This is a genomic window from Streptomyces sp. P9-A4, assembly GCF_036634195.1.
Classification (GTDB): domain Bacteria; phylum Actinomycetota; class Actinomycetes; order Streptomycetales; family Streptomycetaceae; genus Streptomyces.
The window spans coordinates 1933606-1957257 of sequence record NZ_JAZIFY010000001.1 but is presented as its reverse complement, the minus strand read 5'-3'; the positions used below and the strand labels follow the sequence as shown (position 1 = coordinate 1957257).

The window sequence follows — 23652 nt, the reverse complement described above, 5'->3', positions numbered from 1 at the left end:
GACCGACCGCAGTGAGGAGGCAAGATGACGGCTCTCGACTCCGTCTCGGCACGCGAGGGTGTCATCGGCGCGCTGCTCGCCCTCGACGCCGTCCTGGCGAAGCGTCAGGAGGACGCGCCGCGCACGCCCTTCGGCGTCCTGCTCGGACAACTCCACACCCAGGGGGTCCGGCCCCTGCTCCAGGAAGCGGAGCGCAAGGGGCTGCGCGGCGCGGCGCTGGGCGTCCCGGACCGGTTCGTGACCGATGGCTCCGGACGCGTCGGCCTCGAACTCCTCGTCGACCTGCTCTCGGACCCGAAGGCCTGCGAGGGCCCGTACGCCGAGCTGGTGACGCACCTCCAGGCCGTCGAGGGCCTGGAGGACGACCTCTCCCAGCTGTACGAATGGGTCTGCTCACCCGACAGCGGCCCGTACGTCCCCGAGCGGGACGCCTCGGGACCCGGGAAGGACGCCACCAGGGAGGCAACCGCCCCCGAGGCCACCTCCGCCACCCACCTGGACGTCACCGTCCTCCACCCCGCCGCCGATCCGGACCTGCCCCCCACGGCCTGGGCGGCCCGGTTCGTCCTGGAGAGCAAGACCGGCGACACCGCCATGGGCCACGACGACGCGGTCCGGGAGCTGGCCCGCATCACCAGGAAGTGGAGCTCCGTCACCCCGGCCACCAACAGGGCCTCCGACAGCGGCGCCGAGCCCGTACGGACCCTGCTCTTCCAGCTGGGGATCGACGAGGAACTCGTGGGGGACCCGAAGCCGAAGCTGGCGGTCCCCGGCCTGCTGCCGCCGACCCGCGTCGACGACACCACCGTGACCCTGCCCGCCGCCCTCCGGCTGCTGTCACGGACCCTCGGCGCCCCCGAACTGCCCTACCCCGCGCCCCGCGTGCTCGCCGCCGGCGCGTACGCGCTGCCCCACCTCAACCCGACGACGCAGTTCCAGGCCATGGACCCCGCCGAGGCGGCCCTGCGCGCCGGAGCCGGCGGCGGCGCGCTCGTCCATCCCGGCCACGGCGGCTGGTTCCGTACCTCCGCCGGGGACCCGGCCCCGACGCTCGCGGTCGCGGACCCCGGTCTCACCCTGGCGGGCGCGGCCCGCGCCTACTGGGGCGAGGCCTGGGACGCCTGGACGCGGAACTGGCACACGAGCGCCCTGAGCGCCACCGGCTGGAGCCTCTACGACTGGACACGGACACAGCCCGACCGGCAGCAACTCCCCGACATCCGCACCGACCAGGTCGACAGCCTCGTGGCGATCTTCCAGGAACCGGAGCGCAAGGTGGCCGTCCTGGGAGGGCCGTCCGGCTCCGGGAAGACCTGTATCGCCCGCTGCACGGCACGGGCGCTCGCCGAGACCGGGCGGCGGGTGATCGTGCTCGTCCCCGACGACCGGGCGTTCCCGAGCGGTGACGTCCTCGCCGGAGTCGTACGGCACGCCCTCGGCAGTCTCGGAGCCCCGGAACAGCCGGACTCCGGCTGCCCCGTGGTCATCCTCGACGCCATCCGGCCGATGGGCGAGACGGACGTCGACCACGTGCTGCCCGCCGTGTCGGCGGAGCTCGGCGTCAGCGTGCTCGCCTGCCTCGAGTACGACATCAACTCGAACCACGACTGGCAGGCGGCGAACCTCACCGTCGTCCACTCCGTCGTCCGCCCCGCCGCCCTCCTCGACCTGGCCTTCCGCGCCCGGCAGATCCACGGGGACGAGGTCGCCGGGAACGCCCGCTTCATCGAGGCCCTGGCGCGCCGCTGCGTCCACGACCTCAGCCGCTTCGTCAAGGGGCTGTGCCACTACCGGGGCGGGAACGACAAGCCCGAGCGCCTGGAGGAGGAACTGCGGCAGACCTTCAACGACCCCGAACTGGGGGCCGACACACAGGACCTGGCCGCCGTCGTCGCGGCCGTCTCCCTGCTCGGCGGGAACGTGGCCGTCCCCGAGGAGGAGCGCGCCCCCCTTTTTAGGATCGGTGCCGCCCCGGACGGAGCCCCCGACCGGCTCCGCTTCCCCAGCCACGTCGACTGCCGCACGATCCTGGACGCCCACGCCGAGCTCGTCCACCCCGAGGAGGCCGGCCGGCCGCGCCGCCACGAGCAGGTCGCCGACCTCGTCGCCAAGGAACTCTTCCGCGACCTGGAGGACCGCCGCAGCGGGCTGCTGCCCGTGCTCCGCGGCGCGCGCCTGTACGACGAGCGCACCTGCCGGACCCTCGCGGAGCGCCTGCTCGACCCCGAGCACGAGGACGACTTCGCCAGGTGGCGGCGGAACGCCTCGCCGGTGGGCATCGCGCTGGTGCTGCTCGCGATGGACTCCTCACTCGGCGAGAAGGTGATCGGCAAGCTGCTCAAGACCCTCGTGGCGCGGCTGCCGGAGATCACCCTGCGGTCCGCACGCGACCTGCTGGCCGTGATCCGCGCGATCCACAGGCACCGGCACCGTTTCAGCGACTCCCAGTTCGACACTCTCGCCGAGTGGATGGTGGAGAGGTTCGAGGACCTGCTGGCGGCCAGGCCGAGGGCCGGTGACGGGCTCTACAGCGTGCTGGAGCAGCTCAGCCGCTTCCACGATCCGCGCCTCGACGAGATCGTGGCCAGGCGCGGATCGGAGACCCTGATCCGCCTCAACCCCGACAAGGCCCTCGACTACCGCACGGTCAGCCGGGTCGAACGCCTGGTGCGCCGCGCCGGCAACGACATCGGCAATCCGGAGTACGCCTCCTGGGTCCAGAACGAGGCCGAGGTCCGCAAGCTCCTCGAACACGACCCCGATCCCGCCCGCGGCATCGCGCTGTACGTCGCGTCCCTCGTCCTGCGGGCACGCTACGACCCCGACTACGAGGACTGGGACGTCGTCTTCGTACGGCACGAGACGCGCATCCGGCAGGCGCTGCGGCACGCCGACGCGGTGGACCTGCGGTACGCGCTGGAGGAGGCCCGCGACTACCAGCTCGCCTTCGTCACCAAGCTGCTCAACGACAAGAAGATCAACAAGGGCGACGGCTTCGGCGTCGCCATCCACAACGCCCTGCGCACCGCGACCCCGACGGACGCGGCCCTGCTGCTCCGGACGACCAGCGAGATCCACGACTACACCGCCCGCCACGCGCTGTACGGCGACCGCGCGGAGCGCCCCGACGCCAGTCTCGCGCGCGCCCTCGCCCAGCAGGTGCGGGGCAACCAGGACGCCAAGGGCGCCGGTCTGCTGCTGTCGGCGACGGCGCGCGTCGACGAGCTGTTCCTGACCGAGAAGAAGGGCTTCGGCCAGTTCCTCGCCGAGGAACTCGGCAAGGACTGGGTGCGCGCCCGGCTGGAGGAGGACCCGCGGATCTCCATCCAGTACCACCTGATCAAGGGCATCTGGGAGGCCAACGCCCCCTTCCGGGAGGAGTGCCTCGACCTGTTCGTGGACGTCGTCGCCGGAGCGCTGAACCGCTCGATGCGGCCCTGGGGCCCGCAGGCCGCGCTGCTGCTGGGGCAGGACGAGGAGTTCGGGGCGGAGTTCCTGGAGAAGCTGGGCCGCCACGTGCCGGACAAGAAGCTCTTCGACGGCATGAAGGACGCGCCCATCGCGGACGCCCGGCGCTACTTCCACCAGCTCGGCCGCGCCATGTACCAGGGCCTGCCGAGCCAGTACGTCAACGAGCACGACGCGGCCGTCTTCATCGAGCGGATGGCCTCCGCCTCGCCCTCGTCGGCGGCGCTGTGCGCCCGCGAGGTCGCCAGGACGCTGGTCGACGGTGGTGTGCCGGTGGAGGACGCCGGGCTGTGGGTGCTGCGGAAGAACGGCGCCGAGACCCCGGAGTCGGTGGGCCGGCGCTGGGGTGCGCAGATCAGCCGGGGGGCCAGCGCCAGCCAGGTCACCGAGGTCATCAACGTACTGGCCGGGCTGAACGGAGCCACCGCCGCGGAGACCCTCGCGTATCTGAGGGCCAAGGAGGTCGCCCGGGGCAAGCGCAAGGACAGCCTGCTGCGGGACAAGGTGCGCCAGGCCGTGTACAACGACCCCGTCGAGGCGGCCCGGCTGCTGACGGCGGTGGAGCGGGCGTCCGCGGGCGAGGGCGTCGCGCTGATGCGCGACCTGCAGGGCAAGGCGGGTGCGTGGAACGCCTTCACCAGCGAGGTCGCCCACATCCAGCACCCCACCCAGCAGTACCAGGTCGTCCGTCAGCTGGTGGCGCTCGGGCTGCGGTCGGGCGGCATCCACTCGAAGTGGGTGGACAACCTCCGCAAGCGGCACGAGGCGACGGTCAGACAGGTGACCAGCCCGGCCGCGCTCGCCGACGTCCTGCGGCTGGCCCTGATCTGGGACGCCGAGTGGGCCTGCCGGCTGGCGGCGGCCGTCCCCGGGCAGCGGCTGGCCCGAAGGCTCGGATTCGCGCGGGTGAGGGACCTGATGCACCTGCCCTCGCTGCTGTCGCTGCTGGTGAGGGCGGAAGCCGAGGAGCCCGTACGGCTGCTGCTCGACGAACTGGAGGAGCTGACGCCCGAGTCCCTGGTGAAGCGGCTCAACCCCTTCTCCGTCGATGTGCTGCTGGACGTCGCGCGCAGGGTGCGGCCCGACTTCGCCCACCGTCTGGCGCCCGCCGTGGCCGAGGCCGTCGACGGTCAGATACGGCGCGAGGTGGTGCTCGACGAGGCGAAGCACTGGAACGAGATCGGCTGGATGGCGAACTCCCTGCACACGATGAACAAGGGCGGACTGCTCTCCCCGCAGATCCCGAAGCGGAGCCCCAACCCGTCCTACCCGTACGCCACCGCCTGGGGCGCGATGTGGCTGCCCCGCCAGAACTGGACCCGGGAGACCCTCGGCGGCGTGGCCGAGCACATCGTGGACCCGGCGGTCTCCGGCTCCCACGCGGTCTTCGTCGCCTACGCCTACGCGTCGGCCGAGGGCCGTACCGACGAGCTGCGCTCCCCGGACGGTTCCTGGCCCGGCCTCGGCAGGTGCAGCGCCCGCGCGGTCGCCGCCCTCCAGCGGATGTCCGAGCACGACCCGGCCCTGCGCACCGCGCTGCTCTCCCAGCAGACCGACCTGGTGGCCCAGCTGGACAGGCCCACGGCCCAGGCGGACGGCTATGTGGAGGCGGCCCGCGCCTGGTTCGTCCCCGACACCCGCACGGCCCGACGGGCATAGGGCCGTCAGCACGCACGAACGAGGGCTGCCCCCTCCTCCCGAGGGAGGAGGGGGCAGCCCCCATGTGCGTGTCGTACGACGGATCCGCGGGTCGGAGGACCTTTAGAGGTCGAAGTACAGCTCGAACTCGTGCGGGTGCGGGCGCAGCTGGATCGGGGCGATCTCGTTCGTGCGCTTGTAGTCGATCCACGTCTCGATCAGGTCCGAGGTGAAGACGCCGCCGGCCTGGAGGTACTCGTTGTCCTCCTCCAGGGCGGTGAGGACGGCCTCCAGGTTGGTCGGGACCTGGGGGACGTTGGCGTGCTCCTCGGGAGCCAGCTCGTAGAGGTCCTTGTCGATCGGCTCCATCGGCTCGATCTTGTTCTTGACGCCGTCGAGGCCCGCGAGCAGCAGCGCCGAGAAGGCGAGGTACGGGTTGGAGGACGGGTCCGGCGCGCGGAACTCGACGCGCTTGGCCTTCGGGTTCGAGCCCGTGATCGGGATGCGCATGGCGGCGGAGCGGTTGCGCTGCGAGTACACCATGTTGACCGGGGCCTCGAAGCCCGGGACCAGGCGGTGGTACGAGTTCACCGTCGGGTTGGTGAAGGCGAGCAGCGACGGCGCGTGCTTGAGGATGCCGCCGATGTAGTAGCGGGCCATGTCCGAGAGGCCGGCGTAGCCGGTCTCGTCGTAGAACAGCGGGTCGCCGTTCGACCACAGCGACTGGTGGACGTGCATGCCCGAGCCGTTGTCGCCGAAGATCGGCTTCGGCATGAAGGTCGCGGTCTTGCCGTTGCGCCAGGCGACGTTCTTCACGATGTACTTGAAGAGCATCAGGTCGTCGGCCGCGGCGAGCAGCGTGTTGAACTTGTAGTTGATCTCGGCCTGGCCGGCGGTGCCGACCTCGTGGTGCTGGCGCTCGACCTGGAGGCCGACGTTCTCCAGCTCCAGGGAGATCTCGGAGCGCAGGTCGGCGAAGTGGTCGACCGGCGGGGCCGGGAAGTAACCGCCCTTGTAGCGGACCTTGTAGCCGCGGTTGTTCTCCTCCGAGCCGGTGTTCCAGGCGCCGGCCTCGGAGTCGATGTGGTAGAAGCCCTGGTTCGCCGAGGTCTCGAAGCGCACCGAGTCGAAGACGTAGAACTCGGCCTCGGGGCCGAAGTACGCGGTGTCGGCGATGCCGGTGGACGCGAGGTACGCCTCGGCCTTCTTCGCGATGTTCCGCGGGTCACGGCTGTACTGCTCGCCCGTGATCGGGTCGTGGATGAAGAAGTTGATGTTGAGCGTCTTGTCGCGGCGGAAGGGGTCCACACGGGCCGTCGACAGGTCGGCGCGGAGCGACATGTCGGACTCGTGGATGGCCTGGAAACCGCGGATCGACGAGCCGTCGAAGGCGAGCTCCTCCGCCGGGTCGAAGGCCGTCGCCGGGATCGTGAAGTGCTGCATCACGCCCGGAAGGTCGCAGAACCGGACGTCGACCATCTTGACGTCGTTGTCCTTGATGAACTTGCTGACCTCGTCGGCGTTCTGGAACCCGTGCTTCTCGGACATCCAACTCCTCCTACTCCCGGCCCGGGGAGGGGCGGGGTTGCAGCTCGGTCGTGCGGCCAGTGCGGTGGCACACGCTGGACCCGACCATAGGCAGACGGGATTTCTCAAGCATGACCCAATTGTTTCGTCGAAGTTAACCGGGCTGGGTGTCCCCGAGGGGTTCCGGCGCGCTCGGCGGCCGGCCGGACCCGGCTACGCCCACCCGGGCCGAAGTGATCAAAAACGGGCGCAGTACCGTGGTCGGGTGGACAACAGGCAAGCACTCGGATCCTGGCTCTCCGGCCCCCGCGCGGCGGCCGAAGAGGCCGGCGTGGACTTCGGCTACCGCGGTCAGCAGCTGGGACTGCCCGAGGAGGGCCCCGGCTCGATCGCCCGCCCCGGACGGCGGCTCGGCGCCCTCGCCGTCGACTGGGCCCTCTGCACGCTGATCGCATACGGCTTGATCACCGACGGCTACAACCAGGCCACCGGCAACTGGGCCCTGGTCATCCTGCTCGTCCTGAGCGTGCTGACCGTCGGCACCATCGGCTCGACGCCCGGCAAGCGCCTCTTCGGCCTCCAGGTCGTCTCCGTGCACGGCGGGCGCCTCGGCCTGCCGCGCGTCGCGCTCCGCTCCCTGCTCGTCTGCCTGGCCCTTCCCGCCCTCATCTGGGACCGCGACGGCCGCGGCCTCCACGACCGCCTCTCCGGCGCCGTCCAGGTCCGCATCTGACGCGCCGGGCACGAGAAGGGCCCCGGACCGTTCTCACGGTCCGGGGCCTTTCTCGTCAGGTCGTGGATCAGCGCGCCTTTCCGCCGCGCGGCATCCGCATGCCCTTGGGCATGGGGCCCTTCGGCAACGGCATGTTGCTCATGAGGTCGCCCATCGCCCGGAGCCGGTCGTTGGCCACCGTCACCTGCGGGCCGGTGAGCACCCGGGGCATCTTGAGCATGGTGGTACGGAGCTTCTTCAGCGGCACCTGGCCCTCGCCGTCGCCGACGATGAGGTCGTGCACCGGCACGTCCACCACGACGCGGTTCATCCGCTTCTTCTCCGCCGCCAGCAGGGTCTTGACCCGGTTGGGGTTGCCCTCGGCCACCAGCACGATGCCGGCCCGGCCGACCGCCCGGTGCACGACGTCCTGGCTGCGGTTCATCGCGACCGCGGGGGTCGTCGTCCAGCCGCGCCCGACGTTCTGGAGCACCGCCGCCGCCGCGCCCGGCTGGCCCTCCATCTGTCCGAAGGCCGCGCGCTCGGCGCGCCGCCCGAACACGATGGCCGCCGCCAGGAGCGCCAGGACGAAGCCCAGGATGCCCAGGTAGACCGGGTGACCGATCAGGAAGCCGATCGCGAGGAGGACACCGAGTACGACGATGCCCACGCCAGCGACGACAAGCCCGACCTTAGGGTCAGCCTTTCGGGTCATCTTGTACGTGAGGGCGATCTGCTTGAGCCGCCCCTGGTTCGCAGCGTCAGCGCTGCCCGTGTTTGCCTTCCTCGCCATGTCCTGAAGTTTACGTGGCCCGGGAAGTCCGGCCCGACGCGACCTCCATTACGTGCTGGGCCTCGACCCGGTCCTTGGCGCGACGGCGGTCCTCCAGGACGGAGTTCCAGGCGTTGCGCCGGGCGGTGCGCTGCCCGGCGCCGAGGAGCAGTGACTCCACGGCCTTCAGGGCGTCGGTGACGGACGGGATCGCGGTGACGCGGACGTGCGTCGATGCGGCCGGCATGTCGGGGTCCTCCCTCGATTGCGGGTGAGACGAGGCGGGGGTGTGAGCGGATGGTGGCGGTGAGTGCTTCCAGGCTCACAGACTGGTGTTACCAGGGCGTGACCCGGTGGTCAAACACTGATGAAACGTTGATGCGCCCAGGCGGCGGAGCCGGGGGGACGGCGACGCGGCCCGTACATCCCCGCTGAGCTGCGGGGGCGTACGAGCCGCGTCGGATCCGGTCACTACCGACCGGTAACTGCTTGTGCCCGGATTCACACGGTGAACCCGGGATGCGGTCAGACAGCCTGCGTGGCGTTGTCCACCGCGCCGCGCTTCTCGATCGCCTGCTGGAACAGACGCCCGGCGCGGTACGAGGAACGGACCAGCGGGCCCGACATCACGCCGGAGAAACCGATCTCGTCGGCCTCCTCCTTCAGCTCCACGAACTCCTGCGGCTTCACCCAGCGCTCCACGGGGTGGTGCCGGACCGTGGGGCGCAGGTACTGGGTGATCGTGATGAGCTCGCAGCCGGCGTCGTGCAGCTGCTGGAGCGCCTCGCTGACCTCCTCGCGGGTCTCGCCCATCCCGAGGATCAGGTTCGACTTCGTGACCAGACCGTAGTCACGGGCCTGCGTGATGACGTCGAGGGAACGCTCGTAACGGAAGCCCGGACGGATCCGCTTGAAGATCCGCGGCACCGTCTCCACGTTGTGCGCGAAGACCTCGGGGCGGGAGGCGAAGACCTCCGCCAGGAGTTCCGGCACCGCGTTGAAGTCGGGGGCCAGCAGCTCGACCTTGGTACGGCCGTCGGCGCGGTCCGTGGTCTGCTGGTGGATCTGGCGCACGGTCTCCGCGTACAGCCAGGCGCCGCCGTCCTCCAGGTCGTCGCGCGCGACGCCGGTGATGGTGGCGTAGTTCAGGTCCATCGTGACGACCGACTCGCCCACGCGGCGCGGCTCGTCCCGGTCCAGCGCCTCGGGCTTGCCCGTGTCGATCTGGCAGAAGTCGCAGCGCCGGGTGCACTGGTCACCGCCGATGAGGAAGGTGGCCTCGCGGTCCTCCCAGCACTCGAAGATGTTGGGACAGCCCGCCTCCTGGCAGACCGTGTGCAGGCCCTCGCTCTTCACGAGACTCTGCATCTTCGTGTACTCGGGCCCCATCTTCGCCCGGGTCTTGATCCACTCGGGCTTGCGCTCGATGGGGGTCTGGGCGTTCCGGACCTCCAGGCGCAGCATCTTGCGTCCGTCGGGTGCGACTGCGGACACATCGGCTCCTGTAGCTTCGATTCTTCGGCGCACACCAGGGTACGCCGTTGCTTCCCATGCCTTACTACGTCTGGCCAACCTCTGGCCAGCGCCCTGCATTCCTCAGACCGCGGCGGTTTCCGCCGCCACCGGAGGGTCGATCTCGCGCGGCCTGAGCTCCGCGCCCTCCAGGACGTCCCGCAGATGGCGCTCCGCCACCGGGAGCACCTCCTCGATCGTGACGTCCCGGCCCAGCTCGTTGGCGATCGAGGTGACGCCCGCGTCGCGGATGCCGCACGGGATGATCCGGTCGAACCACGCGTTGTCCGGGTTCACGTTGAGCGCGAAGCCGTGCATCGTGACGCCCTTGGCGACCCGGATGCCGATGGCGGCGAGCTTGCGGTCCTCGCGGCGCTGGCCGGCGTTGGACGGGGCGTACTCGGGGCCGTTCAGGCGCGGGTCGAACTCCTCGTCGGTCAGCCGGGGGTCGAAGTCGAGCGAGAGCCCGCCGAGCGACGGCCGCTGCTCCACCGGGTCACCCAGGACCCAGACGCCGCTGCGCCCCTCGATCCGGGTCGTCCCGACGCCGAACTCGGCGGCCGTGCGGATCAGCGCCTCCTCCAGTCGGCGGACGTGCGCGACGACGTCCACCGGGCGGGGCAGCTTCATGATCGGGTAGCCGACCAGCTGGCCGGGGCCGTGCCAGGTGATCTTCCCGCCCCGGTCGACGTCCACCACGGGCGTCCCGTCGAGCGGGCGCTCGTTCTCCTGGGTGCGCCGGCCGGCCGTGTAGACCGGCGGGTGCTCCAGGAGCAGACAGGTGTCGTCGGTCTCGTCGGCGAACCGCGCGGCGTGCACTTCGCGCTGCTTGTCCCAGGCCACCTGGTACTCGACGGCTTCCGCGCCGAACCCAAGGCGGACGAATCGCAGCTCACTCACGGCCATGCCTCCTCCTGGGTGCCGTGGACCGGGGACCGGGGATCATCCCGGGCCGGCGCGGCACCATGCGTCATTCGCGCCCATGCCACTGTACGGCGGTGGCGGGGACGCCCCTCCGGCAGGTGGACGGGGGCGTCTACGTCAGCGATGCCGTCAATCCTCACACGATCGGATGAATGTGGGGCGAAGCTGGCGGTACGGGCCGTGAGGACCGCTAAATTCACGCCGTTCCATGAGGGTCCGACGGGGCTGCCGCCCGGACCCGGAAGGCAGGAGACCGCACAGCTGATGACGGAACGACCACCGCAGCGCATCCCGAACCGCCAGCTCGCCGCGCTCATCGCCGAAGCGGGGTTCTCCCACGCGGGGCTCGCGAGACGGGTCGACCAGCTCGGTCTGGAACACGGCCTCGACCTGCGGTACGACAAGACCTCGGTGACCCGCTGGCTCCGGGGCCAGCAGCCGCGCGGCACCACTCCCGCGCTCATCGCCGAGGTCTTCACCCGTCGGCTCGGCCGCCGTCTCTCCGCCCAGGACCTCGGTCTCGACGCCTGCGCGCCGGTCTACGCGGGCCTGGAGTTCGCCGCGACCCCGGAAGAGGCGGTGGACATCGTCAGCGGGCTCTGGCGCAAGGACTCCGGCAGCCACGCGGAACTCCGCAAGATCGCCTTCACTCCGGCGGGCCTGGTCGTGCCCAGCCGCGACTGGCTGATCGGTCGCGCCGACGACCGGGTCGCGCGCGGGGAGCAGCCACCGGGCGCCCGCACGGCCGCCACCGCCACCGCGCGCCTCGGGCACGAGACACGGCTCGCACACGACACCCGGCTCACCCGCGATTCCCGCCTCGGGAGCGATTCCCGCCTCGGCGGTGACTCCCGTCCCGGCGGTGACTCCCGCCTCGGCGGTGACTCCGGTCCCGGGAGCGACTCCCGGGCCCCGTACGACCCCCGTGACCCCCGCGCCGCACACGCCCCGCACGACAACCGTCCGCCCCACGACCCCCGGGTGCCGCCGCAGGGCCGCTTCTCCGTGCCCCGGCAGCGCGGTACGGACCGCGGGCCCGGCCAGCGGGTCTCCGGCGGGGACATCGCCGCCCTCCGCTCGGTCGGCGAACTCTTCCGCACCCTCGACCACACCTACGGCGGCGGGCACGCCCGCCAGGCCCTCGTCCGCTACCTGGAGCACGAGACCGAGCCGATGCTGCGCGGGACGTACGGGGAGTCCGTGGGCCGCAGGCTCTTCGCCGCCGCCGCCGACCTCACCCGGCTCGCCGGGTGGACCTCGTACGACATCGCCGCCCACGGACTCGCCCAGCGCTACTTCGTACAGGCGCTGCGCCTCGCCCAGGCCGCCGGGGACCGGGCCTACGGTTCCTACGTCCTGCTCACCATGAGCTGCCAGGCCGTCTACCTCGGCCACGGCCGGGAGGCCGTGCAGCTCGCCCGGGTCGCCCAGCAGGGCGTCGGGCCCGCCGCACCGCCCGTCGTCCAGGCGATGCTGCACGCGGTCGAGGCGCGCGGGCACGCGGTCCTCTCCGAGGCCCGCGCGTGCAGCGCCTCCCTGGTACGGGCCGAGCGCGCCCTCGAAGCGTCCCGGCCGGGCGACGAGGTGCCGTACTGGGCCCGGACGTTCGACGAGGCCCAGCTCGCGGACGAGCTGTGCCACTGCCACCGGGACCTCCAGCAGTACCGCCCCGCCGCCCAGCACGCCGAGCGCGCCCTCCAGCTGAGGGCCCCCGGCTACGCCCGCAGCCGCCTCTTCTGCCGGGTGGTCCTGGCGACGTCGCGACTGGCCCTGGGCGAACTGGACCAGGCGTGCGCACTCGGCGCGGAGGCCGCCCAGCAGGCCTCGGAGATGCGGTCGGCGCGGGCGGTGGAGTACGTACGCGACTTCGAACGACGCCTGGAGCCGTACCGGGACGCGGCGGCGGCCCGCACGTACCGGGACCGGGTGGCAGCCATCGGCTGACCCGGCCCCGGGGCGCCCGCCCGTCCCGTGCGAGGCCCCGGGGCGCCCGCCCGTTTGGCTCAGGCCGCCTTCCCGGCCCTGGTGACCCGCCCGGCTCAGGCCGCCGCTTCCTCCTCCGTCGGTTCGCCCGGCGCCCGTAGACCCAGGTCGGTCAGCAGGGCTCCGGCCGCCCGGCGGCCCGAGGCGAGGGCGCCCTGCGGGGTGCTCGTGGCCCGGTGGTCGCCGCAGGCGTAGAGGCCCGCCAGCAGCCGGACCGGGCGGCGGGCGTCGTGCGGGGGCGCCATCGCGGGGACCGCGTCCCGGGTGTGGCGCAGGGCCAGCAGCTCCCATTCGTCCGTCGACGTGCCGTACAGCGCGGCGAGGTGCTTGCGGACCCGTCGCTCCGTGTCGTCCGGCGGCGCCCCGAGCACCGTCGAGGTGATCAGGGCCCGGCCCTCCGGCGCCCGGCTCGGATCCACCGCGCTCATCACGGAGGTGTGGGCCACCGGCCCGCCCGGGTCGGACTCCAGGAGCAGCGTCGGGTCCGTCGTCGGCGCCACCGGCGCCGTGTGGTGCAGCACCGTCACCGGGTGGAAGGCCGGCCGGCGCAGACCGGGCAGCAGCTCGGCGGCCGTCCGCGCCCCCGTCGCGATGACGACCGACCGGCAGCGGAACACCCCGTGCCGCTCCGTCGTCACCCGGGAGACCGACGCCTCCGTGACCCGGACCCCCGTCCGGACCGTGCCCGGCGGCAGCGCCGCCGCCAGCCGCTCCGGGAGCGCCGCCGAACCGCCCTCGGGGACGGTCAGCCTGCCCCGCGCGAAGGCGCGCAGCGCGAGATCGGCATGGCGGCTCGACATGCCGAGGTCCGGGTCGCCGAGCAGCGCCGCGAGCAGCGGGCGCAGCACCCCCTGCACGGTCCTGGCGGGCAGCCGGGCGGTCAGCGCCTCGCGGGCGGTCCGCTCGGGGCGGGCGAGCACCCGCTGCGTCGGGGTCGCGGCCAGCCGGACCAGGGACGCGCCGAGCCGCGCCTGGTCGAGCGAGGCGGCCGGATGACGGGGGGCGCTCGCGAGGGCGCGTGCCACGCTGAACGCTCCCCCCACGCTCCGGTGGCCCGCTCCCCGGGGCCCGCCCGGCGTCCGGCGCGGGTGCGGGGCGCCCCACCGCGCGTACCGGCCGTCGCTGTGCACGAGCACGCCCGGGGCGAAGGGGCGCAGCACGAGGCCGTCGAGGCCCGGTACGGCGCGCAGCTCCTCGTACGACAGGGTGAGCAGCGGCCCGACCCGGTCGAGCAGGAAGCCGTCGACGGCCTCGGTGGCCATCCGGCCCCCGATCCGCGGCTCCGCCTCAAGGACGGCGACGGAGAGCCCGGCGCCGGTCAGCCGATGGGCGGCGGCGAGTCCCGCGACCCCGGCTCCCACGACGACGACATCGACGGCCCGTGTGCCGTCGTCCTCGACGTCCGTATGCTGTGCGGTCCTTGCGCTGTCTGCGCTGTTGAGCACGTGCCCCTCCCCAGGTCGGCGCGGCCGGTGGGATGCCTATGCCCCCAACAGGCCTCCGGAATGCCCGAGTTCGCCGTTCTCGTCGAGCCTAGGCAGCGCTCCCACGGGTGCCATCCGCGCGCACCGGGGTGCTTGTGGCACGGGGGAGCGCAGGGTAAGGGGAGGGGAGGAACCGGTGCCGGAAGCGGGCGGGCCGGTGCCGGGTTCAGTGGGCGGCGGCCCTGATCGCGTCGTCGATCGTCGGGAACGCGAACTCGAAGCCCGTCTCCAACAGGCGCCCCGGCAGCACCCGCTGACTGCCCAGCACGTCCTGCGCGAAGTCGCCGAGCACCAGCCTCAGCGCGGGCGCGGGCACCGTGAAGACGGTCGGCCGGTGCAGCACCCGGCCCATCGCCGCCGTCACCTCGCGGTTGGTGACGGGGTCGGGGGCCGTCAGGTTCACCGGGCCGGAGAGCGCCGGGGTGTCGACGAGATGGCGCAGGGCGGCCACCTCGTCGTGGAGGGAGATGTACGACCAGTACTGGCGGCCGTCGCCCATCCGCCCACCGAGCCCCGCGCGGAAGACCGGGAAGAGCCGCCCCCACGCCCCGCCCTCGCGCGCCACGACCAGGCCGGTGCGGGCGTACGTGACCCGGATGCCGGCCTCCTCCGCGGGCGCGGCGGCGGCCTCCCACTCCACGCAGACCTCGGGCAGGAAGCCCGTCCCCGCGGGGGCGCTCTCGTCGACCGCGCGGCTGCCGGTGTCCCCGTACCAGCCGAGCGCCGTGCCGCACACCAGGGACTCCGGCGGCTGCGCGAGCGAGGCGAGGGCCTGGGCGATCGCGGTCGTGCCGAGCACCCGGCTGTCCCGGATCTCCCGCTTGTACGCCTCGTTCCAGCGGCGCTCGCCGACCCCGGCGCCCGCCAGGTGGACGACGGAGTCCACACCGACGAGCCCGGCGGCGTCCACGTACAGCCGCTTCGGGTCCCAGGTGACCTCGTCGGCGGTCCGGGCGGGCCGGCGGACCAGCCGGAGGACGTCGTGGCCGTCGGCGCGCAGGGAGCGGATCAGGGCCGAGCCGATGAGCCCGGAGGCGCCGGTGACGGCGATGCGCTTGCGAGTGGCGGAACGCTGCATGGGCACCATCCTGCCCTCCCCGGCGGGCGCGTGGCACAGTGGCCGTCATGATCGTGCCGGAGACGCTGATACGTACCGCCGTGCAGGACGACGACGCCGCTCTGGCGGAGCTCGACCGGACCACCTGGTCGACCCTGCACGCGGTGCTGCCCGCCCCGGAGCCGGGCGAGCCCTTCTTCGACGCGCGCCATCTGCCCGGGGACTACCTCGTGGCGGTGCGCGGGGGAGCGGTCGTCGGCTACGTCCGGGTGGCGCCGCCGACGCCGCTCGCCGCCACCGCCCACGTCCGGCAGATCCAGGGTCTGGCCGTCGCCGGGTCCGCCCGGGGGCTCGGCGTGGCGCGGGCGCTGCTGCGGGCCGCGATGGAGCGGGCCAGGGAGCAGGGCGCCGTCCGGATCACCCTGCGGGTGCTCGGCCACAACGCCCCGGCCCGCGCCCTCTACGCCTCCGAGGGCTTCGCGGTGGAGGGTGTGCTGCCGGGCGAGCTGTTCCTCGGCGGGGAGTACGTGGACGACATCCTGATGGGCCGCTCGCTCCTCGGCTGAGGCGCGGCGCGACGACGGCCGCGGCCTGCGGGTCGGTACGCGGCGGAGGCGTACCGCGACGGCCCCGGCCCGCCCGTCGGTACGCGCCCTACGCGCCGTCGTCCGGGTTCAGGAGGCGCATCCCGCCCATCAGTTCGCGCAGGCAGCGGACCGCCAGGCCGGCCGGGGAGCCCTCCCCGGTGACCGGGGCGTCCGACTCCGCCCAGCTCTCCAGGGCGATCCGGATCGCGTCCGTGGCCGCCGCCGCCGCGAGCCGTACCTCCAGCGGGTCCGCGTCCGGCCCGGCGAGCCCGGCGACGACCTCGCGCAGCCGTTCCTCCGACTCCTGGTTGACCCGGTACCAGACCGCCCGCAGCGCGGGGTCCTCGATGGCGGCGCGCAGCAGCCCGCGCGTCCAGCGGAGTCCCTCCGCCGCCTCCTCGTCCCGGGCGTTCAGCGAGGTGGCGATCGAGCGTTCCAGGGCCTCGGGGAGGGCCGCGCCCGGCTCCGTGGTGGCGAGGATCTCGCGCCAGCGGTCCGCGCCGCCGGCGAGGAGGGGTGCGACGGCGTCCTGCTTGGAGCGGAAGTAGCGGTAGAAGGTGCGCAGCGCGACACCGGCCCGCTGGGCGATGTCCTCGGCGGTGGTGCCGTCGGGGCCGCGCTCGGTGAAGAGCTCGGCGGCGGCGCGCGCTATGTCCAGCTGGGTGGCGGCCTTGCGGCGCTCCGTCAGCGTCCGGGTGGGGGGCGTGGCGCCCTCGGGCTTGGTGCTCACCGTACGAAGAGTACGCCCGCGACTGCCGGGCGTGCATGCTGTGCAGCTGTGGCAAAACGTGCCATGTGGGCGTACGGTGGCATGGTTCCCGGGAACGTTCCCCGGAATCTTGAGATCGAGAGGTTGCCGCCATGAACCAGCTCACCCGATACGAAGGACGCCGCGCCCTCATCACCGGCGGCGGCTCCGGCATCGGCCAGGCCACCGTCCTGCGCGTGCTCGCCGAGGGCGGCCGGGTCGTGGCCGCCGACATCAGCGAGGACGGCCTCAAGGACACCGTCGCCAAGGCCGGCGACGCCGCCGACCGCCTCACCACCGTCGTCCTGAACGTCGCCGACGAGGCCTCCGTACGCGCCGGCGTCGCCGCCGCCGTCGAGGCGCTCGGCGGCCTGGACGTCCTGGTCAACGCGGCCGGCATCCTGCGCTCCTCGCACACCCACGAGACCAGCCTCGACTCCTTCGAGCAGGTGCTCCGGATCAACCTCACCGGCACCTTCCTCATGATCCGCGAGGCGATCCCGGCCCTCCTGGAGGGCAACGGCTCCGCCGTCGTGAACTTCTCCTCCACCTCCGCGATGTTCGCCCACCCCTACATGGCGGCCTACGCGGCCAGCAAGGGCGGCATCCAGTCGATGACCCACGCGCTCGCCGCCGAGTACGCCGGGCGGGGCATCCGCTTCACCGCCGTGCAGCCCGGCTCCATCTCCTCCGGCATGACCGACGGCACCGGCGCCAGCCGCCAGAGCGTCGGCCCCGGCCTCCCCGAGGACGCCGACCTCTCGCTCTTCGTGAAGCTCGCCCCCGCCCTCGGCCAGGGCTTCGCCGGCCCCGAGACCGTCGCCGGCGTCGTCGCGATGCTGGCCTCCGACGACGGCCGCTTCATCACCGGCACCGAGGTCCGCATCGACGGCGGGACGCACTTCTGATGAGCGCCTCCCCGCTTGCCGCCGAGGTCTTCGGCGGACGTACCGCCGTCATCACCGGCGCCTCCTCCGGGATCGGCTCCGGCCTCGCCCGGCACGCCGCCGGGCTCGGCATGAAGCTGGTCCTCGCCGACATCGCCGCCGACCGCCTCGCCGTCTTCGCCGAGGAGCTGCGGGCCGTCGGCGCCGAGGTGGAGGCCGTGGTGACCGACGTCGCCGACGCCGCCTCGGTCGAGGCGCTCGCCGACACCGCGTACACCCGCTTCGGCACGGTCGACCTGCTCGTCAACAACGCCGGGATCATGTCCATGGGCTGGTCCTGGGAGATCCCGGCGGAGCGCTGGGACGCCATGCTCCGGATCAACATCGGCGGCTACGTCAACGGCATCCGCGCCTTCGTCCCGCGCATGCTGGAACGCGGCGAGAAGGCCTGGGTGGTGAACGTGTCGTCCATCGGCGGCATGCTGCCCAGCCCGCTGATGGCCCCGTACAGCGTCACCAAGTTCGGCACGCTCGCGCTCACCGAGTCGCTGCACTACGAGATGCTGATGAAGGGCGCCCCGATCCAGGTGTCCGTCGTGACCCCCGGCTCGGTCAAGAGCGAGATCTTCAAGGCGGCCAGGCCCGGCGAGACGGTCCCGCCCGAGATCGCCGCCTTCAACGAGCAGCTCCAGACCCTCGCCGACGAGCACGGGCTCACCCCCGAGGAGCACGCCGAGCGGGTCTTCGAGATGGTCGCCGAGGGCAAGTACTGGGCGATCCCGCAGCCCGAGCAGCTCTTCCCGGCGCTCCAGCCGCGCACGGACATGATCCTCGGCCAGGAGAACCCCCGGCTCCAGCTGGGCTGAACCGCCCGGGGTGGGTCGCCGGCCCACCCGGGGTGCTGAACCACCCGGGGGTACGGAGCCCTCCCTCCGTGCCCCCGGGTCCTACCCCGCCCCGAACCGCTCCCACAGGCGCGGGAAGCGGGACGCGAGCACATCGTCGTCCGCCAGGTCGAAGGGCGTGCCGAGCGGCTCCCCGCCCGGCACCGGAATGCCCAGGTCCGGGGTCTCGGCGCCGGTCAGCTGCTCATACGCCTCGTCCGCCGCGAAACCGATCTCCTCGCCGTCCCCGTCGATCTCCGTGTCGAAGTCGTCGAGCAGCTCCGCCAGCGCGTCCGGATCGTGCACCGCTCCCTCGTACACCTCCCGGCCCTGCCCGATGAGCCAGCAGCGGAACGAGTCGAAGGACTCCTCGCCCGCCCCGTCGAACAGCACGGCCGCCGCGCCCCACAGATCCCAGAGGTACGCCCGGTTGTAGCGGGCCTCGAAATGGCGCGCGTAGTCGAGCACGGAGTCGGGGTCAAGGCGCGTCAGCCGTTCCACGAGCAGATCGGCCTGCTCCTCGGGGTCGCCCTCGGCGGCCTCGCGGCTGGCGTCGATGATCTCCCAGAACTCGGTCTCGTCCATCACGGGACCAGCATCGTGGCTCGGGGGGTGCGACGCACCCGGAAAGCCCGAAATGAAACCAGACAGAAGATGTCGGGTATTCCGGGAAGACTCCTCCGCATGACGACGGAGACGAAGCCACTGCACGGACGGATCTGCCTGGTCGCCGGGGCCACCCGGGGCGCGGGACGGGGCATCGCGGTCCAGCTCGGCGCGGCGGGAGCCACGGTGTACGTCACCGGGCGGACCACCCGCGAGCGCCTCAGCGAGGTCGGCCGGGCCACCGAGACCATCGAGGAGACGGCCGAACTGGTGACGGCCGCGGGCGGCGAGGGCGTCGCCGTCCCCACCGACCACCTGGAGCCCGGACAGGTCCGGGCGCTGGTCGACCGGATCGACCGGGAACGGGGGCGGCTCGACGTCCTCGTCAACGACGTGTGGGGCGGCGAGCACCTCCTCGCCTTCGGGAAGAAGACCTGGGAGAACGACCTCGGCGGCGGTCTCAGGATGCTCGAACTCGGGGTGCGGACCCACGCCATCACCTCGCACACCGCACTGCCGCTGCTGAACCGCCACCCCGGCGGCCTCGTCGTCGAGGTCACCGACGGCACCGCCGAGTACAACCGCACCCGCTTCCGCGAGAACCTTTTCTACGACCTCGCCAAGAACGCCCCGATCCGGATGGCCTTCGGCCTCGCGAAGGAGCTGGAGGAGTCCGGCGGCACGGCGGTCGCGCTCACCCCCGGCTGGCTCAGGTCCGAGCAGATGCTCGCCGGCTTCGGGGTCACCGAGGAGAACTGGCGCGACGCCACCGTGAAGATCCCCGACTTCGCTGTCTCCGAGTCCCCGGTGTACGTGGGCAGGGCGGTCGCCGCCCTCGCCGCCGATCCCGGCCGGCACCGCTGGAACGGACGGTCGCTCTCCAGCGGACAGCTCGCCGGGGAGTACGGCTTCACCGACACGGACGGCTCGCGGCCGGACGCCTGGGGCTTCATCGTCGCGGGCGAGACCGGGAAGCCGGACGTGAACGACTACCGGTAGAGCGCGGCCGTCCGCCGGGCTGCCTCGGCGAACCGCTCGCGCAGGGAGGCGGGGGCCAGCACCTCCGCCTCCGGGCCGAGCCCGAACAGCTGGGAGAAGGCCACCTCCTCGCTCTCCACCGGGAGCGTCACCGTCACGCACCCCTCCCCGTCGGCCGCCACCCCGTCGGCCGCCTCCCCGGAGACCCCCGCCGCGAGTGCGTCCTCGGCCGCCGCCCGGTCCGTCACGTACGGCAGCCGACGCGCGCCCGCCGCCGTGAGCCGTACGACGACCTCGGTGCGCAGGATCGACCGGGCGAACTCCGCCGCCCGCTCCTCCCAGAAGGCGGACAGGTCGAAGTCCTCCTCCCGGACGAAGCGCTCCCCGCCGACCGCGACCGCCGTGAAGCGGTCCACCCGGTAGGTACGGAACGAGGAACCGGCCCTGGCGCAGACGTACCAGACGCCCGCCTTCAGGACGAGCCCGTACGGCGCGAGTTCGCGCTCCACCTCGGTGTCCCCACGCCGGTAGCGCGCCCGGACCATCAGGTCGTCCCAGACCGCCTCCGCGATCGGGGCGAGCAACTCCGGGGTCTCCGGCTCCTGGTACCAGCCGGGGGCGTCCAGATGGAAGCGCCGCGCCGCCGAGACCGGAGCGTCCCGCAGCGAGGGCAGCAGGGCGGCGCTCACCTTCAGCCGCGCGGAGGAGGCGGCGTCCGCGAGCCCCATGTCCCGCAGCGCACCGGGAAGCCCGGAGAGGAACAGCGCCTCCGCCTCACCGCGCTCCAGACCGGTGAGGCGCGTACGGTACCCGCCGACGAGCCGGTACCCACCGGCCCTGCCCCGGTCCGCGTACACCGGAACCCCCGCCTCGGAGAGGGCGAGGGCATCACGGGTGACGGTCCGTTCGGACACCTCCAGTTCGGCCGCGAGTTCGGCCGCCGTCATCGAGGGACGGGACTGGAGGAGCAGAACCATCTTGATCAGCCGGGCGGCACGCATGACTCCATCATGCGTGCCCGCACCGACAACCGGACCCGGCCTACAGGCCGTAGCGCTCGCGCGCCTCCTTCACGGCCGCGGCAGGGACCTCGCCGCGGCGGGCGAGCTGCGCGAGGGCCGCGACGACGATCGACTGCGCGTCGACGCCGAAGTGGCGGCGGGCCGCGTCACGGGTGTCCGAGAGGCCGAAGCCGTCGGCGCCCAGCGAGGACCAGTCCTGCTCGACCCACTGCGCGATCTGGTCCGGGACCTGGCGCATGTAGTCGGAGACCGCGAGGACCGGGGAGTCGACGCCCTCCAGGGCCTTGCGGATGTACGGCACCTGCTCCTCGCCGCGCAGCAGCGCCGCGTCGGCCTCCAGCGCGTCGCGCCGCAGCTCCGTCCAGGAGGTCGCGGACCACACGTCGGCGCCCACACCCCACTCGGCGGCGAGCAGCTTCTGCGCCTCCAGGGCCCAGTGGATGGCCGTACCGGAGGAGAGCAGCTGGATGCGCGAGGCGTTCGCCGGGAGGTCGAGACCGGCCGACTCCGCCGTGTTGAAGCGGTAGAGGCCCTTGACGATGCCCTCGTCGATCCCGGCCGGCTTGGCCGGCTGCGGCATCGGCTCGTTGTACACGGTGAGGTAGTAGAAGACGTTCTGGTCCTCGCCCTCGGCGGCCTCGCCGTACATCCGGCGCAGACCCTCCTTGACGATGGCCGCGACCTCGTAGGCGAACGCCGGGTCGTAGGTCAGCGCCGCCGGGTTGGTCGCCGCGATCACCGGCGAGTGGCCGTCGGCGTGCTGGAGGCCCTCACCGGTCAGGGTCGTACGGCCCGCGGTGGCGCCGACGAGGAAGCCGCGGCCGAGCTGGTCGCCGAGCTGCCACATCTGGTCGGCGGTCCGCTGCCAGCCGAACATCGAGTAGAAGATGTAGAACGGGATCATCGCCTCACCGTGCGTGGAGTACGCGGTGGAAGCGGCGATGAAGTCGGCCATCGAACCGGCCTCGGTGATCCCCTCGTTGAGGATCTGGCCGTTCTTGGCCTCCTTGTAGTACATCAGCTGGTCGCGGTCGACCGGCTCGTACGTCTGGCCCTTCGGCGAGTAGATGCCGAGCGACGGGAACAGCGACTCCATACCGAAGGTACGGGCCTCGTCCGGGACGATCGGGACCCAGCGCCTGCCGGTCTCGTTGTCGCGGATCAGGTCCTTGATCAGACGCACGAAGGCCATCGTCGTCGCCATCGACTGCGAGCCGGAGCCCTTGTCGAAGGCGGTGAAGGCCTTCTCGGCCGGGGCCGGCAGCGGGGCGAGCGGCTGGGTGCGGCGGGCCGGGGCCGGGCCGCCGAGGGCCGCGCGGCGCTCCTGGAGGTAGCGGACCTCGGGGGAGTCGGCGCCGGGGTGGCCGTAGGGCACCTGGCCGTCGGCGAACTGCGCGTCCGAGATGGGGAGTTCGAGAAGGTCACGCATGTTCTTGAACTCGTCGGTCGTCAGCTTCTTCATCTGGTGGTTCGCGTTCTTCGACGCGAAGCCCTCACCCAGGGTGTGGCCCTTGACGGTCTGCGCGAGGATGACCGTCGGCGCGCCCTTGAACTCCACGGCGGCCTTGTACGCGGCGTACACCTTGCGCGGCTCGTGGCCACCGCGCGAGAGGTGGAAGCACTCCAGGATCTTGTCGTCGCTCAGCAGCTGGGCCATCGCGACGAGCGCGGGGTCCTTGCCGAAGAAGTCCTGGCGGATGTAGGCGGCGTCGCGGGTCTGGTACGTCTGGACCTGCGCGTCCGGCACCTCGCGGAGGCGGCGGACCAGGGCGCCGGTGGTGTCGAGCGCGAACAGCTCGTCCCAGGCGTTGCCCCACAGCGACTTCACGACGTTCCAGCCGGCGCCGCGGAACTGGGCCTCCAGCTCCTGCACGATCTTGAAGTTGGCGCGGACCGGGCCGTCGAGGCGCTGCAGGTTGCAGTTGATGACGAAGGTCAGGTTGTCCAGACCCTCGCGGGCGGCCAGGGCGAGGGCCGCGGTCGACTCGGGCTCGTCCATCTCGCCGTCACCGAGGAACGCCCACACGTGCGAGGCGGAGACGTCCTTGATGGAGCGGTTGGTCAGGTAGCGGTTGAAGCGCGCCTGGTAGATCGCGGAGAGCGGGCCCAGACCCATGGAGACGGTGGGGAACTCCCACAGCCAGGGGAGGCGCCGCGGGTGCGGGTAGGAGGGCAGGCCGTTGCCGCCGGACTCCTGCCGGAAGTTGTCGAGGTGGGCCTCGTTCAGGCGCCCGTCCAGGAACGCGCGGGCGTAGATGCCGGGGGAGGCGTGGCCCTGGATGTAGAGCTGGTCGCCGGAACCGTCGGCTTCCTTGCCCTTGAAGAAGTGGTTGAAGCCGGTCTCGTACAGCCAGGCGGCCGACGCGAAGGTGGCGATGTGGCCGCCGACGCCGTACTTCGAGCCGCGGGTGACCATCGCGGCCGCGTTCCAGCGGTTCCAGGCGGTGATCCGGCGCTCCATGTCCTCGTCGCCGTCGAAGTCGGCGCCCGTCGGCTCGGCGGAGGTCGGGATGGTGTTGACGTAGTCCGTCTCCAGCAGCTTGGGCAGGGCCAGGCCCGCGCCCTCGGCGTGCTGGAGCGTGCGGCGCATCAGGTAGGCGGCCCGGTGAGGGCCGGCGGCCTTGGTGACGGCGTCCAGGGAGGCCGCCCACTCGGCGGTCTCCTCGGTGTCACGGTCCGGGAGCTGGTCGAGCTCGCTCGGAATCTTGCCTACGGGATCGGTCATGATCGCCGCCTTCCGGACAGATGGGGGTGGAGAAGGGGTGCCTTGTCTGGCAGGACAGGGCGAAGGGCCGGGTAGCGGCCCGCCGAAGACTGTAAACCGACGATCGATGATCGATCAAAGGGTTGAAGGGGAAAACCT

At 72.4% G+C, this 23652-nt stretch carries 18 protein-coding genes; 7 read left to right on the top strand and 11 right to left on the bottom strand.

Going from position 1 to position 23652, the window contains the following annotated elements; translation table 11 throughout:
* The first annotated feature begins 24 nt into the window (after nucleotides 1–24).
* A complete protein-coding gene (locus V4Y03_RS08765; RefSeq protein WP_332434548.1) occupies nucleotides 25–5127 on the top strand; it encodes a hypothetical protein in 5103 nt (1700 codons plus the stop codon).
* A gap of 102 nt (nucleotides 5128–5229) precedes the next feature.
* Here the strand turns inward: V4Y03_RS08765 and glnA are convergent, their stop codons facing one another.
* Nucleotides 5230–6654, bottom strand: coding sequence for a type I glutamate--ammonia ligase (glnA, locus tag V4Y03_RS08760; RefSeq protein WP_317875229.1), 1425 nt, complete (start codon nucleotides 6652–6654; stop codon nucleotides 5230–5232).
* A 244-nt stretch (nucleotides 6655–6898) separates the two neighbouring features.
* On the opposite strand from glnA, the gene V4Y03_RS08755 reads away from it, so the two are divergent.
* Nucleotides 6899–7366 carry an RDD family protein gene (locus V4Y03_RS08755; protein WP_056560323.1) on the top strand — a complete coding sequence of 156 codons (468 nt, stop codon included), beginning with the start codon at nucleotides 6899–6901 and terminating at the stop codon, nucleotides 7364–7366.
* Between the two features lie 67 nt (nucleotides 7367–7433).
* Here the strand turns inward: V4Y03_RS08755 and V4Y03_RS08750 are convergent, their stop codons facing one another.
* From V4Y03_RS08750 to lipB, 4 genes are all read right to left on the bottom strand, one after another.
* Nucleotides 7434–8138 carry a DUF4191 domain-containing protein gene (locus tag V4Y03_RS08750; protein WP_317875228.1) on the bottom strand — a complete coding sequence of 235 codons (705 nt, stop codon included), beginning with the start codon at nucleotides 8136–8138 and terminating at the stop codon, nucleotides 7434–7436.
* A 10-nt stretch (nucleotides 8139–8148) separates the two neighbouring features.
* Entirely contained in the window at nucleotides 8149–8364 is a 216-nt protein-coding gene (locus tag V4Y03_RS08745) for an SCO2195 family GlnR-regulated protein (RefSeq protein WP_148004411.1), read from the bottom strand.
* A 278-nt stretch (nucleotides 8365–8642) separates the two neighbouring features.
* Nucleotides 8643–9611 carry a lipoyl synthase gene (gene lipA / locus V4Y03_RS08740; protein ID WP_332434547.1) on the bottom strand — a complete coding sequence of 323 codons (969 nt, stop codon included), beginning with the start codon at nucleotides 9609–9611 and terminating at the stop codon, nucleotides 8643–8645.
* A gap of 102 nt (nucleotides 9612–9713) precedes the next feature.
* Nucleotides 9714–10529, bottom strand: a complete 816-nt coding sequence (gene lipB, locus V4Y03_RS08735; protein WP_332434546.1) for a lipoyl(octanoyl) transferase LipB — start codon at nucleotides 10527–10529, stop codon at nucleotides 9714–9716.
* A gap of 288 nt (nucleotides 10530–10817) precedes the next feature.
* On the opposite strand from lipB, the gene V4Y03_RS08730 reads away from it, so the two are divergent.
* On the top strand, nucleotides 10818–12497 hold the full coding sequence (locus V4Y03_RS08730; RefSeq protein ID WP_332434545.1) for a regulator: 1680 nt from the start codon (nucleotides 10818–10820) through the stop codon (nucleotides 12495–12497).
* Between the two features lie 95 nt (nucleotides 12498–12592).
* Here the strand turns inward: V4Y03_RS08730 and V4Y03_RS08725 are convergent, their stop codons facing one another.
* Complete coding sequence (locus V4Y03_RS08725; protein WP_332434544.1) at nucleotides 12593–13981, bottom strand: NAD(P)/FAD-dependent oxidoreductase; 1389 nt, start codon at nucleotides 13979–13981, stop codon at nucleotides 12593–12595.
* A gap of 205 nt (nucleotides 13982–14186) precedes the next feature.
* Nucleotides 14187–15107, bottom strand: coding sequence for a TIGR01777 family oxidoreductase (locus V4Y03_RS08720; RefSeq protein WP_332434543.1), 921 nt, complete (start codon nucleotides 15105–15107; stop codon nucleotides 14187–14189).
* Between the two features lie 38 nt (nucleotides 15108–15145).
* Here V4Y03_RS08720 and V4Y03_RS08715 point away from each other — a divergent pair, with 38 nt between their 5' ends.
* On the top strand, nucleotides 15146–15643 hold the full coding sequence (locus tag V4Y03_RS08715; protein WP_332434542.1) for a GNAT family N-acetyltransferase: 498 nt from the start codon (nucleotides 15146–15148) through the stop codon (nucleotides 15641–15643).
* Between the two features lie 88 nt (nucleotides 15644–15731).
* On the opposite strand, the gene V4Y03_RS08710 is transcribed toward V4Y03_RS08715, so the two are convergent.
* Entirely contained in the window at nucleotides 15732–16394 is a 663-nt protein-coding gene (locus V4Y03_RS08710) for a TetR/AcrR family transcriptional regulator (protein WP_317876691.1), read from the bottom strand.
* 131 nt (nucleotides 16395–16525) lie between these two features.
* On the opposite strand from V4Y03_RS08710, the gene V4Y03_RS08705 reads away from it, so the two are divergent.
* Nucleotides 16526–17320, top strand: a complete 795-nt coding sequence (locus V4Y03_RS08705; RefSeq protein ID WP_317876692.1) for an SDR family NAD(P)-dependent oxidoreductase — start codon at nucleotides 16526–16528, stop codon at nucleotides 17318–17320.
* Nucleotides 17320–18165: an SDR family NAD(P)-dependent oxidoreductase gene (locus V4Y03_RS08700; RefSeq protein WP_317876693.1), complete on the top strand. Its 846-nt coding sequence runs from the start codon at nucleotides 17320–17322 to the stop codon at nucleotides 18163–18165. The genes V4Y03_RS08705 and V4Y03_RS08700 overlap by 1 nt, the downstream gene beginning before the upstream one ends.
* 81 nt (nucleotides 18166–18246) lie before the next feature.
* Here the strand turns inward: V4Y03_RS08700 and V4Y03_RS08695 are convergent, their stop codons facing one another.
* Nucleotides 18247–18768 (bottom strand): DUF4240 domain-containing protein, encoded by a 522-nt coding sequence (locus V4Y03_RS08695; RefSeq protein WP_317876701.1) that lies wholly within the window; start codon nucleotides 18766–18768, stop codon nucleotides 18247–18249.
* 99 nt (nucleotides 18769–18867) lie between these two features.
* Between V4Y03_RS08695 and V4Y03_RS08690 the strand changes: the two genes are divergently transcribed.
* Entirely contained in the window at nucleotides 18868–19788 is a 921-nt protein-coding gene (locus tag V4Y03_RS08690; protein WP_332434541.1) for an SDR family oxidoreductase, read from the top strand.
* Here V4Y03_RS08690 and V4Y03_RS08685 read toward each other — a convergent pair.
* Entirely contained in the window at nucleotides 19779–20768 is a 990-nt protein-coding gene (locus V4Y03_RS08685) for a helix-turn-helix transcriptional regulator (RefSeq protein WP_332434540.1), read from the bottom strand. The two genes, V4Y03_RS08690 and V4Y03_RS08685, sit on opposite strands and share 10 nt — an antisense overlap.
* 40 nt (nucleotides 20769–20808) lie before the next feature.
* On the bottom strand, nucleotides 20809–23514 hold the full coding sequence (gene aceE / locus V4Y03_RS08680; RefSeq protein WP_332434539.1) for a pyruvate dehydrogenase (acetyl-transferring), homodimeric type: 2706 nt from the start codon (nucleotides 23512–23514) through the stop codon (nucleotides 20809–20811).
* Nucleotides 23515–23652: the final 138 nt, after the last annotated feature.

Coding starts and splice junctions, on each gene's coding strand:
- V4Y03_RS08745 (WP_148004411.1), bottom strand. CDS start 8,364: ATGCCGGCCGCATCGACGCACGTCCGCGTCACCGCGATCCCGTCCGTC.
- V4Y03_RS08705 (WP_317876692.1), top strand. CDS start 16,526: ATGAACCAGCTCACCCGATACGAAGGACGCCGCGCCCTCATCACCGGC.
- V4Y03_RS08685 (WP_332434540.1), bottom strand. CDS start 20,768: ATGCGTGCCGCCCGGCTGATCAAGATGGTTCTGCTCCTCCAGTCCCGT.
- V4Y03_RS08715 (WP_332434542.1), top strand. CDS start 15,146: ATGATCGTGCCGGAGACGCTGATACGTACCGCCGTGCAGGACGACGAC.
- aceE (WP_332434539.1), bottom strand. CDS start 23,514: ATGACCGATCCCGTAGGCAAGATTCCGAGCGAGCTCGACCAGCTCCCG.
- V4Y03_RS08750 (WP_317875228.1), bottom strand. CDS start 8,138: ATGGCGAGGAAGGCAAACACGGGCAGCGCTGACGCTGCGAACCAGGGG.
- V4Y03_RS08730 (WP_332434545.1), top strand. CDS start 10,818: ATGACGGAACGACCACCGCAGCGCATCCCGAACCGCCAGCTCGCCGCG.
- V4Y03_RS08695 (WP_317876701.1), bottom strand. CDS start 18,768: ATGGACGAGACCGAGTTCTGGGAGATCATCGACGCCAGCCGCGAGGCC.
- V4Y03_RS08700 (WP_317876693.1), top strand. CDS start 17,320: ATGAGCGCCTCCCCGCTTGCCGCCGAGGTCTTCGGCGGACGTACCGCC.
- glnA (WP_317875229.1), bottom strand. CDS start 6,654: ATGTCCGAGAAGCACGGGTTCCAGAACGCCGACGAGGTCAGCAAGTTC.
- V4Y03_RS08690 (WP_332434541.1), top strand. CDS start 18,868: ATGACGACGGAGACGAAGCCACTGCACGGACGGATCTGCCTGGTCGCC.
- V4Y03_RS08720 (WP_332434543.1), bottom strand. CDS start 15,107: ATGGTGCCCATGCAGCGTTCCGCCACTCGCAAGCGCATCGCCGTCACC.
- V4Y03_RS08765 (WP_332434548.1), top strand. CDS start 25: ATGACGGCTCTCGACTCCGTCTCGGCACGCGAGGGTGTCATCGGCGCG.